The 11,597-nt window shown below is 46.0% G+C and carries 14 protein-coding genes; 7 read left to right on the forward strand and 7 right to left on the reverse strand.

Translation table 11 applies throughout. From position 1 onward, the window contains the following. Window positions 1-58: 58 nt before the first annotated feature. The 4 genes from MIC7113_RS38585 (at window position 59) to MIC7113_RS39195 (ending at window position 1,373) form a co-directional block, all read left to right on the forward strand. Complete coding sequence (locus MIC7113_RS38585; RefSeq protein ID WP_256374799.1) at window positions 59-187, forward strand: hypothetical protein; 129 nt, start codon at window positions 59-61, stop codon at window positions 185-187. 28 nt (window positions 188-215) lie between these two features. Next, complete coding sequence (locus MIC7113_RS07845) at window positions 216-773, forward strand: Uma2 family endonuclease (RefSeq protein ID WP_015181638.1); 558 nt, start codon at window positions 216-218, stop codon at window positions 771-773. A gap of 62 nt (window positions 774-835) precedes the next feature. Next, window positions 836-1,102 carry a nucleotidyltransferase family protein gene (locus MIC7113_RS07850; protein ID WP_015181639.1) on the forward strand — a complete coding sequence of 89 codons (267 nt, stop codon included), beginning with the start codon at window positions 836-838 and terminating at the stop codon, window positions 1,100-1,102. A gap of 40 nt (window positions 1,103-1,142) precedes the next feature. Beyond that, the gene (locus MIC7113_RS39195) at window positions 1,143-1,373 is read left to right on the forward strand and encodes a HepT-like ribonuclease domain-containing protein (protein WP_015181640.1); all 231 of its coding nucleotides are present in this window, start codon (window positions 1,143-1,145) and stop codon (window positions 1,371-1,373) included. On the opposite strand, the gene MIC7113_RS37985 is transcribed toward MIC7113_RS39195, so the two are convergent. The 3 genes from MIC7113_RS37985 to MIC7113_RS07865 form a co-directional block, all read right to left on the reverse strand. Beyond that, window positions 1,294-2,952: a caspase, EACC1-associated type gene (locus MIC7113_RS37985; protein ID WP_015181641.1), complete on the reverse strand. Its 1,659-nt coding sequence runs from the start codon at window positions 2,950-2,952 to the stop codon at window positions 1,294-1,296. The two genes, MIC7113_RS39195 and MIC7113_RS37985, sit on opposite strands and share 80 nt — an antisense overlap. 10 nt (window positions 2,953-2,962) lie before the next feature. Further along, window positions 2,963-3,388 carry a hypothetical protein gene (locus MIC7113_RS07860; protein WP_015181642.1) on the reverse strand — a complete coding sequence of 142 codons (426 nt, stop codon included), beginning with the start codon at window positions 3,386-3,388 and terminating at the stop codon, window positions 2,963-2,965. Between the two features lie 170 nt (window positions 3,389-3,558). Beyond that, entirely contained in the window at window positions 3,559-5,559 is a 2,001-nt protein-coding gene (locus MIC7113_RS07865; RefSeq protein ID WP_015181643.1) for a serine/threonine-protein kinase, read from the reverse strand. 351 nt (window positions 5,560-5,910) lie between these two features. Between MIC7113_RS07865 and MIC7113_RS07870 the strand changes: the two genes are divergently transcribed. Then, a complete protein-coding gene (locus MIC7113_RS07870) occupies window positions 5,911-6,708 on the forward strand; it encodes an HAD family hydrolase (protein ID WP_015181644.1) in 798 nt (265 codons plus the stop codon). 28 nt (window positions 6,709-6,736) lie between these two features. Here MIC7113_RS07870 and mreD read toward each other — a convergent pair whose 3' ends face one another. From mreD to MIC7113_RS07885, 3 genes are all read right to left on the reverse strand, one after another. Beyond that, window positions 6,737-7,282 carry a rod shape-determining protein MreD gene (mreD, locus tag MIC7113_RS07875; protein WP_015181645.1) on the reverse strand — a complete coding sequence of 182 codons (546 nt, stop codon included), beginning with the start codon at window positions 7,280-7,282 and terminating at the stop codon, window positions 6,737-6,739. Window positions 7,283-7,335: 53 nt separating this feature from the next. Further along, window positions 7,336-8,088: a rod shape-determining protein MreC gene (mreC, locus tag MIC7113_RS07880; protein ID WP_015181646.1), complete on the reverse strand. Its 753-nt coding sequence runs from the start codon at window positions 8,086-8,088 to the stop codon at window positions 7,336-7,338. A 116-nt stretch (window positions 8,089-8,204) separates the two neighbouring features. Next, entirely contained in the window at window positions 8,205-9,212 is a 1,008-nt protein-coding gene (locus MIC7113_RS07885) for a rod shape-determining protein (protein WP_015181647.1), read from the reverse strand. Window positions 9,213-9,561: 349 nt separating this feature from the next. Here MIC7113_RS07885 and MIC7113_RS07890 point away from each other — a divergent pair, with 349 nt between their 5' ends. After that, window positions 9,562-9,927, forward strand: coding sequence for a single-stranded DNA-binding protein (locus MIC7113_RS07890; protein WP_015181648.1), 366 nt, complete (start codon window positions 9,562-9,564; stop codon window positions 9,925-9,927). Window positions 9,928-10,035: 108 nt separating this feature from the next. Here MIC7113_RS07890 and MIC7113_RS07895 read toward each other — a convergent pair whose 3' ends face one another. Continuing rightward, window positions 10,036-10,785, reverse strand: coding sequence for an SIMPL domain-containing protein (locus MIC7113_RS07895; RefSeq protein WP_015181649.1), 750 nt, complete (start codon window positions 10,783-10,785; stop codon window positions 10,036-10,038). Between the two features lie 237 nt (window positions 10,786-11,022). Between MIC7113_RS07895 and MIC7113_RS07900 the strand changes: the two genes are divergently transcribed. Continuing rightward, on the forward strand, window positions 11,023-11,430 hold the full coding sequence (locus MIC7113_RS07900) for an EVE domain-containing protein (RefSeq protein WP_015181650.1): 408 nt from the start codon (window positions 11,023-11,025) through the stop codon (window positions 11,428-11,430). Window positions 11,431-11,597: the final 167 nt, after the last annotated feature.

The following is an 11,597-nucleotide window of genomic DNA, read 5'->3' on the forward strand; positions in this document are numbered from 1 at the left end:
ATCTCGCAATGTTCCTAATTCCGAGGGGACTCACTAATGTAGCAGCCAATTACGGGGATTGTCAGAACCGACAACAACGGTTTACCTGATGAAGGCGTTCTACAAAGCGGTGAACAAGACGGTTGAGGAACTGCCTAATTTCCTATTGCCGTTGAAATCAGAGGCCAATGAGGCACAGGTAAGATAGATGTGTCAGCCACCCACTTGTATCACTCATGGTTAATACAGGAACCCAACTTACTCTAGAAGAATTTCTAGCTCTCCCCGAAGGAGATGTAAACTATGAGTTTGTCGATGGTCAGGCCGTTCCTAAAGTGTCTCCAAAATATTTCCACTCGACTTTACAGGCAGCTCTATTACTCCTCATACGTAGCTGGTGCAAGGGCAAAGGTAGAGTTGGTTCAGAGTGGGCAATTCTCTTAAAGCGTCAAGGTAAAGATTGGGCACCTGTACCGGATTTGACGTATATATCCTATGAACGTCTACCCAAAAGCTGGAAGCGGAATGAAGCCTGTCCTGCCTTTCCCGAACTGGTTATTGAGATTATCTCTCCCGACCAAACGATGAAAGAATTTGAAGAGAAGGCTAAGGATTATTTGGAAGCAGGTGTATCACGAGTTTGGGTTGTAGACCCTGAAGGTATCAGCATTAGGGTCTTCTTTCCAGATGGGTCTAGTCAGGTTTATAGGGATACTACGTCCATTGTGGATGCACTACTTCCTGGCTTGGAACTAACAACAAGGCAGGTTTTTGAAGAGGCGGATTTGTTATAGCGATCGCATGTTGGGAGAGAACAGCGCATGATAGATGAAGGTATAGCTTTGGGGAACCGTGCATGAGCAATAACTTTGTCGAGAAGCTACCTAAAGAGAAGATTGCTGAATTCTGCGATCGCTGGAAGATTACCGAATTGGCACTGTTTGGTTCGATTTTACGGGATGACTTTCGTCCAGATAGCGATGTGGATGTACTGGTGACGTTTGCACCCGATGCCAAGTGGGGCTTATTCAAGCTAGTTGAAATGCAGCAAAACTTAGAAACTATTGTAGGCCGAGACGTTGATTTAATAGAAAGAAAGGCGATCGAACATAGCCACAATTGACTGCGTCGGAAAGAGATTTTAGGGAGTGCAAAGACATTTTATGTCAAGAGACAACCAGACGCTATTAGACCTGGCGAGGTCAGCACGACTGATAATTGAATTTCAACAGGGAATTGATCAAGCGACATTAGCGACTGATATTAAAACTCAATCTGCAATGTTGTATCACTTCTTGATTTTGGGTGAAGCTGTCAAACGGCTATCTCATCACAAGCCTCAACCCGATAGAACAAACCCCCACCAAAAAATCCACCCGCCACAAACCCACTGACAAATACCCACCCTGGAAGATGCCCTTCCGGCGCATCCAGCGAAAACCTCAAATTTCGATAGCCAACCCAGTAGTCGTTCACCCGCCAACCAACCTTATCCCCAAAATATTTCCAAATATCTACCTTGTCGTCCTGAATCGAATTCTCAATCTCCATCCAAATACGCTTTTGAACACTAAAACCGAAGCGTCCTTTACTGTACTTAACCCATAATTCATCAATAGTACGTAGGTCTTGACAAGGAAACATTTCCATGTCTGATTCTGTTAGCCACCCCTCTTGTTCTCGACCCGAAACTTTAAGCATCACCGCCTCAGTTTCCCGATCCGCTTTTTGCCATTCTCCTGCTGCCAAAAACTCTTGCAATCGGGTGTAATCTACTCCCTTTTTTTCTTCTTTTTTTTCTTCATAATCTAGCTCACTCGTGAGTTTTCCCAACTGAGCATCAAGCGCAACACGAGCAAGCTGAGTGGGAGATGAATCTGAATCTAAAAAAGCAAATACAGAATCTATTTGTGTAAGAATTCGCATTTCAATGGGTGCGATATCTTCATCTCTAAGACCCAAAACCTTTTGTAAATCCTGTAACTCACCACGAATGTAATCACTTAACGGATATTCATGTTCGATCGCCTCTCGTAGTGCCTGCTCGTATTCGTGTACTTTTTTCTTATACTCTCGATAAGGCTTGAGAACTTCCGCCTCAATTACTGTTGCCTCCTCTCTAGGCAGTCCCAAACTGTCTCGTTTTGCATTTAAGATTCTCCGCCCTACTGGTGAAATCTTACCCCGATAAACATAACGCTCGACTTCTTTGCGATATTTCAAATTCGGGTTACCAATGGGCACTTTAGCCAGGATAATCTTGTATCCTTCCTTAACTGTATAGATTTCGGGTTTCATGGCGGGAGAGGCTTTCTGAACTCTGATACTCGCATACTCATGCAACTCATCTGCCGAAATCACCTCATCCTCATCTAAATCTGCTGCACCTGTCTCGATTCCCTCAACCAAAAAACGAGTATAAATCGAAAGGTCTGAGCCTTCCTGAGCGAAGGAATATTGAGTAGAGGTGGAAGAGGTGAGAATCACTCGCCCCTCCCCACCGAGTTGGGTTCTGATATCCACAGAACTGTCATCTTTGGCTAACAACCCTTCAGCAAATGCCCCACTAAAGCAACAGTCGAGAATCACCGCCTGTCGCCGAGCACGGCTATAACTCATGATTTCCTGCACAAATCGGGCGGCGATCGCCGTTGATCGGATTAATCCTCCTCGCTCATTTTTGCGCGTCGCACGAGTGGCTAAATACAGAGTCCCACTCTCATCCTTGACACCGTGACCAGAAAAATATAAGAGTAAGAGGTCATCCCGGTTGCGATCGCCAAACAAATTCTCAATCGCAATTCCCATCTCCTGGGGTTCCGGATCGATTAGCGGAATCACCTCATCAAAATCACCCATATCTGGATGCTGCCAAACCCGCTGCATTGCCGCCACATCTTTTGCCGCAGCAGGAAGCTGATTGAAACCAGCTCCATATTGACTGACTCCAATCAGCAGTGCCATCTTAACCATTGATTATGTCCTAACTTCCTGCTGCTAAAAAGTCTTTAGCTGCCTCAATAGCGGCAGTTAATTCTTGCTGACTATAGGCTTTAATTTCCAGCTTTTTGCCGTCAGCCTCTACCTTTAGTTCAATTGGCTTGCCCGACAATCGCTCCCAGATAAATCCCAAAAGTACCTTAATATTGGCTAGATTAACCTCAGCCTGCAACAGCCCAATCAGAAATGCTGCATTGAGTGGCTTGCTGCCTGCGGGTGGATTTGGCTCTGGTATGCGATGAACTTGCTTCACCTCATCAATGTCCTTCATTTGTTGAAAAAGACGTTGTGTCAAGGCTTCCAGTTCCTCTGGAGCTAAATCCGGCTCTGTATTTCTCAAATCGATGGTAACGTCTAAATCTGAACCTTTAGGGGCTATTGCGACCTGAATATTGGATGTATTCGCCATTTCCAACCTTAAGTATCGTAGCTACAATTTAATACAAGCCCCGTCAAGTCTTCATCGCCCACGAATGGACTTGGCTGTTTTGAATTGTAGCGTCTATTACTATTTGAGAACAGGTTAACTAATATTAAACGGGACAGTTTTCAGCACTGCTCATCTGAGCCAAACTGACCTTAATTCGGCATTCGCCAAATTTTAATCGTACCGTCAGCACTGGCACTCACTAATTTCTTTCCATCGGGCGTTATCAAAAGTGAATTCACTGAGCTAGAATGCCCTTCAATTGTTTGGATTTCTCTCCCGGTAGAAATATTCCAAATTTTGATTTCATGATCAGCACTGGCACTGACTAATGTATTCCCATCAGGAGTTATCGCTAAGGGCTTCACCGGGCTGGAATGTCCGGTGAGAGTGAAGAGTTCTTTCCCAGAAGATAAATCCCAAATTTTGATAGTATTGTCTGCACTAGCACTGGCTAACTTCCTACCATCCGGCGTTATAGCAAGGGAATTAACTGAACCGGAATGTCCGGTGAGAGTGAGGAGTTCTTTCCCAGAAGATAAATCCCAAATTTTGATAGTATTGTCCGCACTAGCACTGGCTAACTTTTTACCATCTGGTGTAATAGCGATGTAATTTACATAACTCGAATGCTCATTAAGGGTGAGGAGTTCTTTCCCTGTAGAAAAATCCCAAATTTTAATGGTATGGTCTGCACTTGCACTCGCTAATTTTTTACCATCTGGGCTGATAACGACATAATTCACATAGCTAGAATGTCCCTTGAGGGTTTTGATTTTTTGACCAGAATCAAAATCCCATATTGCGATTGTATTGCCAGTCCCTCCAGTAGCCAGTGTCTGCCAATCTGGACTAAGGGCGAAGTAATTAATCGGGATAGAAGCTTCAATAAGTGTGCGGATTTCTTTTCCTGTAGAAAAATCCCAGAGTTTAATCTTCTTATCGGCACTACTACTGAGTAAACTCTTTCCATCAGGCGTCATGACTAGGTAATTAATATAGCTTCCATCCCCAACAATTGTGTTAACGAGTAAGCTAGCTGGAGGAAGATGGTTTTGGTAAAGTTGCCAAATACCATAACCTCCTATCATCAGAGTCAGAGCTGCTACTCCTCCCATTAGCCATCTTTTTTTAAAGGCTCTATCTTTGTGTCCAACCCAAGATAAATTATCATAAGATTGAATTGAAGTATCCTTGTTCAAATGAGTTCCTAATGGGGGTTGAATGGCGTCTTGGGGAAGCTTATAAATACTGGCAATCTCATCTAAAATTTCCTGAGTATTTTTATGGCGTTTAGCGGCGGTGGGAGCCATAAGCTTATCAATTAAATTGGCAAATGGTTCAGAAACATCCAGAGCCAGCTTCCGCCAATGGCAGGTATCCGTTAAGGGTTCATAGATGGCTGAATCCGTAGCCTGCTTACCTGTCAGTAAATAGACAAAAGTACGACCTAAAGCATAGAAATCCGATTGGGGTACGGCATGACCCTTTTCTTGCTCAGGGGGTGTGTATCCAGCCGAACTAATCTTGGTTACACTCCCTGCTCCACCGACATCAGCCAGGTAAGTAAAGGTCAACTCTCTAGCCGTACCAAAGTCAATTAATACCAATTGACCATTAGGGCGAATCATTATATTTTCTGGTTTTATATCTCGATGGAAATAGTTTTTTTGATGAACCAGATGCAAAATTTCGGCTAGCTGTTTTAACCAATTAAATGCTTGTTTTTCGGAAATGGGATGATTTCCTTGCTGCTTCATCCACTGTTTTAAGTTGAGTCCATCAATTTTCTCCATGATGATGCAATGCACTGGCTCAGTGCTATTTTTCGGAAAAAACTGAAAGTACCCATCCGGATCAACTCTAGGGGTGCCAGGATGGTTCAGTTGGCTCAAGACAGCAGCTTCTTGTTGGAATAGCTCGATGATTCTGGGCTTATCGTTATGTTTTTGTTTAAGGACTTTTAGGAGTTTGGGGATTGCCCCATAGTAAGCTTCATAAACCTTGCCAAAACCGCTGCTGTCACTCAGCAGACGCATAACCTGATAGCGCTCTTGTAGTAACAACTCGGAGCCACAATTGCGACATACGCGATTGTTAAGATTGGCTGGATCATTGGGCTGAGGACACTTGGGATTAATACAGTAGCTCATGGCTAGCTACCTCGTTGTTGCCTCCCTAATCATAGGATGGTCATTGAGAAATCATCTAGTCAAGGCAATATTAATTTTCTTCCCTAGGACAGCAGAAGAACTCTCTGGAAGGGACTGAGAGAAGAAAGGACTGGGACACTAATAGAGTTCTCTCTAACGGAGTATCTCCAAAGCGACACCTGTTTCCCCGTCATCCCCCTCTCGTTAAAGGCTCAATCCCCAACGTGGTCAGCCTTATATATTCCATCGATGAATTTAATACAAAATGTTGAAAAAACTGCATTAAACTTCGTGGTGGAACTGCTAAGGTGTAAAGAAGCATTTCAAAAGAGCTAAAAAAGATAAAGATATATGATCGGCGTTGCTACCTCCGACTTGCAACCACCCCAATGCTACCCACGTCACAACCCTGTTCCTCGATCGCATCATCTGACCGTTTTTTGCGACTTTGATGGCCCGATCGTTGATGTCTCCCAGCGCTACTACAGCACTTATCAGTTGGCATTGGCGGATACTCAGGAATTCTACCAGCGTCAAGGTAGAACTCTGCCCATTCAGAGACTCCAGAAACAGCAGTTCTGGCAAATGAAGCAAGATCGGGTTCCCGATGTAGAAATTGCGATGCGCTCTGGTTTACAGGGGGAGCAAATCGATTTCTTTTTGGGGCGCGTGATTGAGATTGTGAATCAGCCTGCCCTGTTGAACCTTGATCGGCTGCAACCGGGAGTGAGTTGGGCGTTGGCGTTGCTACATTCTCAGCGTGTTCGCCTGGTGTTAGTCACGCTGCGCTGTCAGGAGCAAGCGACGCAGATTTTAAGAAACCATGGATTGACTCGTCTGTTTAGTGGCATTTACGGAACCAATGACCGCGATGCCGCCTATCACAACTATGCTGAAGGGAAAACACAACTTTTAGCCAAGGCAATAGAGGAACAACCTCTGCTCACTGGGCATCAGATGTCAGCGTGGATGATCGGTGATACAGAAGCCGATCTCTTAGCCGGACAAGCCCTGTCCATCCCTACCATCGCCCTCACCTGCGGCATTCGTTCTCGGATGTACCTCAAGCAATTTCATCCGACTCGCATCCACACAGACCTACTTTCTGCGGCTCATTACATTTTAGAAAGTTTGAAGGTTGAAGGCTAAAGGATGAAGACGAAAAGGGGTTGAAACTTCATGAAGGCTCCAGTACATTGATCCGCTCCCACCAGCGATTGAGCGGATAATAAAGAACGGGTGCCCAAAGACTACTGAGAATTGCCGAAGACAGTGCGATACGCTGATGGTCAGCCCAAATTTCAGCCAGGTTGCGATCGCCCATAAAACTATACTGAATCGCGGTCACCGTCTCTCCAACAACCGCCATACCAAATACAATTAACGCGACCGAAATAAAATCTTCTTGTATATAACGTTGCTTCTGAATCCGAGCTGTCAAGATTCCGACTAAGGCAAGGCTAATAATATGAGTGGGCTGAGGGGAAGTCATGCCATCTTGAATCAACCCCAGCACTAGTCCTGCTAAGGCTCCCTGTAAAACTGTACGCTTGAGGCTCCAGGCAACGACCCAAATTAATAACCAGTTTGGAGCAATACCCAGTAATTCCATCCCCGGTAAACGTGCCGGTAACACGAGCAAACAGAGCATGACTGAACCAACAGTCACAACCCAATTAAGAATTTGGCGAGCCCAGGGGGAAAACTGAGAAACGTTGTTCATTGCTCATTCATCATTCGTCATGAATAATTAGTCCAAAGACCGGAGTACGCGGACTAATGAGTAAAAGTTGTTCCTTCCGGATAAACCATGACCCACTCCAGGTAACTCACGGGTGCCGTCAACTCAATGACAGCTTCGGGAGCCGGACTTTTATCAAGATTGACAGACTCCACACGCCCCAAGGGTAGACCCGGTGGGAAGAGTTGACTAACGGGCGAGGTTGACACCACATCACCGCGTTTGACATCTGGCACCTTATCAAAAAACTGTAGTACAGCACGGTTAGAGCCTTGGCCTCGGATAAAACCCATGCTCCGACTACGGCTGAGTACAGCCCCCACCCGACTGGTGGCATCGCTGATCAGCAAGACACGACTGCTATTTGGTGTCACACTAGAGATACGACCCACTAAGCCACCCGGTGCCATCACAATATAGCCGGCCTTAATGCCATCATTACTGCCTCGACCTAAGGTTACTTGTTGCCACCAATGGTCAGCACTACGCCCCACAATCGGAGTAACAATTCCTTTTTGTTTCTGAGTTTTAGAATAATCTAACAGCTCTTTGAGCTTTTGGTTCTGGCTTTCAAGTTCGACTAAGCGTTCTTGTAGTTCCACGACTCGCGCATCAGTAAGGCGCTCTTCTTTTGTTGGACCGACTTGAAAGGGACGAGTTATCAACTGGTAAGTTTCATAGATTGCTGCCCCTTGGGTCTGGCGAACCACCCAGGCAGCACTCAATGTTAGTCCTCCCAGCACAATGGCTACCCCATGCCGGTCCCACCAACGACGCATTATAAACATAGCTATCTAGCAACGCTCGGCGTTCAGCCGACGTGTGTATCTTCTAGGGTTGCAGGTATAGGGATTGTGTAGTTAAGAATATAACTCCTCAAAGCGAGAGATTCGCTTGCTGAGCCTTACATATGGCGAGAACGCCCACTAAACACCCGTTCTAACTGTTTGAAGTTCTCTAGAACTCGACCCGTTCCTAAAACTACGCAGCTCAAGGGATCGGCTGCTACATGGGTGACAATGCCAGTCTCATGACTGATCAGTGTATCCAGCCCTCTTAATAAAGCGCCGCCCCCCGCCAGCATAATGCCCCGGTCAATAATATCAGCCGCTAGTTCCGGAGGAGTCCGCTCTAGCGTCCGCTTCACCGCATCCACAATCACGGAAAGCGGTTCTGACATACTTTCACGGATTTCTGGCCCTTTGATGGTGACAGTGCGTGGTAAGCCAGAGAGCAAGTGTAAGCCCCGTACTTCCATATTGGCATCATCATCGTGATGAGTCGGGTAAGCTGAACCGATCTGAATTTTGATTTCTTCAGCGGTGCGCTCCCCAATGACCAAGTTATGAACCTTCTTCATATACTGGGTAATCGAGTCACTCAGTTCATCTCCAGCAACCCGCACGGATTCACTCAGAACTGTCCCTTGTAAACTCAGCACAGCGACTTCAGTTGTGCCACCACCAATATCGATGATCATGTTGCCTGTTGGCTCGGCTACAGGTAGCCCAGCACCAATTGCTGCTGCCACAGGCTCATCTATTAAGTAAACATCTCTTGCGCCCGCCTGAGACGCGGCTTCCATTACCGCCCGTCGTTCGACGCCTGTTACACCGCTCGGAATGCCAATCACAATCCGAGGTGAAACCAAGGTTCTGCCTTCATGAACCCGCCGGATAAAATGCTTCAGCATTAATTCTGCGGTATCAAAATCGGCAATCACGCCATCGCGGAGAGGACGAAGGGCAACCACATTACCTGGGGTTCTGCCCAACATTTTTTTGGCATCCTCGCCTACGGCTAGCGGAACTTTTAAGTCCTGGTCCATGGCGACGACGGAAGGCTCTTGAAGAACAATGCCTTTTCCAGATACGTATACTAAAGTATTAGCAGTACCCAGATCTATACCCATGTCCCGTGATAGGGAAAAGCGACTGAAAAAACCCACTCGTTTCTACGCCCCCAAAGTCAAATGCTGCTGTATACGACCGAAATGTAAATGAACCGTAACCGATGTGGATTCTATTACGTTTCTTGAGCTGAGTCTAGTGAGGTAAAGCAATTCATTATCAGAAATCATCAACAATCAAGCTGAAACTATCATTCAGGTGAGGTCATACCCTATCCGGGTGAAAGTTAAATTCAGTATATTCCTTCCTTATTTAAAGATTTGGTAAAGTTTCCCCGCCTCAGTCATTGTTATTGTCTCGCTAAATTCGTTAAAGTAGATCCGCAAGATAAGTACAAGAGTACTAAAAACGATGAGTCTCAATGTTGTCAATCTAGTTGGTCGGGTGGGTGGAGATCCAGACGTGAAGTATTTCGAGTCTGGCAAGGTTAAGTGTAAGCTAACGCTGGCAGTGGATCGGCGGACACGTAATAATGATCAGCCTGACTGGTTCAATCTAGAGCTATGGGGTAAGACAGCGGAAGTGGCTGCTAATTATGTTCGCAAGGGAAAATTAATCGGAGTACAAGGCTCTCTGAAGATCGAACACTGGAGCGATCGCACCACAGGAGTAGATCGTTCAACCCCCATCATCCAAGTGGATCGGCTGGAATTATTAGGTTCCAAACGAGACAATGAACCGGGCAGCGTTAATCAATTTAACGATACAGAATTTTGAGAGATTTGAGTTGTAGAGGTATCGGCTTAACTATAGCCCATACTCGGTGTTAAACAACAATCTCCAGAGGCATAACTTCCTTACCCTGCGAGTCTGTGAATCTCAGAACTAGTAGCTGATTTGTAGGGTTACAGAAGCTTGCACCTCTTGCTCGCCCCCAACGATCGCCAGAATCGCATCGCCCGATAGCTTAGTCGTGGTAGAAAATTGTTCCCGAAATCGAGGTTCTGGGGGTGGGGTAGCACCATTAATTTGAATACTGACAATGTCTTTAGGAGTGAGATTGAGAGTGTTCAAGACGGCATCCGCCTGCTGTTGAGCCTCCTGAGTGGCTTCACGCAGAGCTTGTTTTTGCGCTGACGCGATCGCCTCATCGGATGCCGTAAAACTAATACCATCAATTCGCGTGGCACCGACTTGAACGGCATCATCCAAGAGCTTACCCGCTTGCTCAGTAGAGGCGCGAAAACTAACGGTATTCGTACCTGAATAACCGGTGATCTGGGGTGCCTTGTTGTCTTCGGAACGATAAACAGGGTTGAGTCGGATGCCCGTCGTTTCTAACTTTTCCACATTCCGCGATCGCAGTAACTCCACAACCGCTGATGAGCGACGTGCCACTTCTTGCTGAACCTCTGTCGCCGTCTTTCCCTGAACTTCAACACCCAACTGCACCTGAGTCTTCGTGGTGGCAATTGATTCCACGCCTCGCCCTGTTACGGTAAGGGTTCGTAGTAGTTTCTCCTGTGCCAGCGTCGGCTGAGTCAGTGTTAGAGTCAGGAGTCCCACCATTAAAGAAACCGTCGGCAACCGCTGACTCAAGATATTGCAAGAACGAGAGAGAAAAGTTTGATTCATGTCCAGGATTCTCCTAATCTGAAACAAGGCTAAATCTTCCTAACCCATACAATTTTTAGGCTTTTGTTAGGGTCGTAGCGTAAGAAATATGACTGGAAAAACAGGATGACTTGATATCATGAACCTGTCGTTAGCTTCTACTGTGCCACCATAGAGCGTCAAACTTTTCAGTCGTTACCGTTTTAGCAACTCGGCTAAATTTGCCTTCTTTTAATTTGTAGTTTTTCTCTTCAACCGATGGCCTACTGGCTACTCAAAAGCGAACCCCAAGAATACTCCTACACCAATTTAGAGCAAGCTGGATGTGGCATCTGGGATGGTGTCAAAAATCCTCTGGCTCTCAAATATCTCCGTACCATGCAATTAGGGGACAAAGTATTGATTTATCACACAGGTAAAGAGCGGCAGGTCGTGGGGATTGCTGAAATTATGTCATTGCCTTATCCTGACCCTAAACTCAATGACCCTCGTCGGATGGTGGTGGACATTCGCGCCGTGCGATCGCTCTCCCGGCCTGTTACCCTAACACAGATTAAGCAAGATTATCACTTCACAAGCTTCGACCTCGTCCGTCTGCCACGGCTTTCCGTCGTCCCCGTTTCTGCTGAATATTGGCAGCGAATTCTTCAACTGGCAGGAGAGTAAACTTTTTGTATCGTACTTAACTGCCCAGCAGAATCAACCAAAGGAAGGCTTGATTTCGTTAAGAAACTTGTAGAGTAGAAAGAATGATTTTTTCGCAACTACCACGAATGGCTGACATCACTGCCTGGGTGAGTTTCTTCGACCCTACCAACCTGTTTTCGTCTTTC

Origin of the sequence: Allocoleopsis franciscana PCC 7113 (assembly GCF_000317515.1) — a bacterium.
Classification (GTDB): Bacteria; Cyanobacteriota; Cyanobacteriia; order Cyanobacteriales; family Coleofasciculaceae; genus Allocoleopsis; species Allocoleopsis franciscana.

What these genes read in the sequence shown, in the direction of transcription:
- MIC7113_RS07870 (WP_015181644.1), top strand. Translation starts at nt 5,911, where the DNA reads ATGATCGGCGTTGCTACCTCCGACTTGCAACCACCCCAATGCTACCCA.
- MIC7113_RS07895 (WP_015181649.1), bottom strand. Translation starts at nt 10,785, where the DNA reads ATGAATCAAACTTTTCTCTCTCGTTCTTGCAATATCTTGAGTCAGCGG.
- MIC7113_RS07860 (WP_015181642.1), bottom strand. Translation starts at nt 3,388, where the DNA reads ATGGCGAATACATCCAATATTCAGGTCGCAATAGCCCCTAAAGGTTCA.
- MIC7113_RS07845 (WP_015181638.1), top strand. Translation starts at nt 216, where the DNA reads ATGGTTAATACAGGAACCCAACTTACTCTAGAAGAATTTCTAGCTCTC.
- MIC7113_RS07890 (WP_015181648.1), top strand. Translation starts at nt 9,562, where the DNA reads ATGAGTCTCAATGTTGTCAATCTAGTTGGTCGGGTGGGTGGAGATCCA.
- MIC7113_RS07850 (WP_015181639.1), top strand. Translation starts at nt 836, where the DNA reads ATGAGCAATAACTTTGTCGAGAAGCTACCTAAAGAGAAGATTGCTGAA.
- mreC (WP_015181646.1), bottom strand. Translation starts at nt 8,088, where the DNA reads ATGTTTATAATGCGTCGTTGGTGGGACCGGCATGGGGTAGCCATTGTG.
- MIC7113_RS07885 (WP_015181647.1), bottom strand. Translation starts at nt 9,212, where the DNA reads ATGGGTATAGATCTGGGTACTGCTAATACTTTAGTATACGTATCTGGA.
- MIC7113_RS37985 (WP_015181641.1), bottom strand. Translation starts at nt 2,952, where the DNA reads ATGGTTAAGATGGCACTGCTGATTGGAGTCAGTCAATATGGAGCTGGT.
- MIC7113_RS39195 (WP_015181640.1), top strand. Translation starts at nt 1,143, where the DNA reads ATGTCAAGAGACAACCAGACGCTATTAGACCTGGCGAGGTCAGCACGA.
- mreD (WP_015181645.1), bottom strand. Translation starts at nt 7,282, where the DNA reads ATGAACAACGTTTCTCAGTTTTCCCCCTGGGCTCGCCAAATTCTTAAT.
- MIC7113_RS07900 (WP_015181650.1), top strand. Translation starts at nt 11,023, where the DNA reads ATGGCCTACTGGCTACTCAAAAGCGAACCCCAAGAATACTCCTACACC.
- MIC7113_RS07865 (WP_015181643.1), bottom strand. Translation starts at nt 5,559, where the DNA reads ATGAGCTACTGTATTAATCCCAAGTGTCCTCAGCCCAATGATCCAGCC.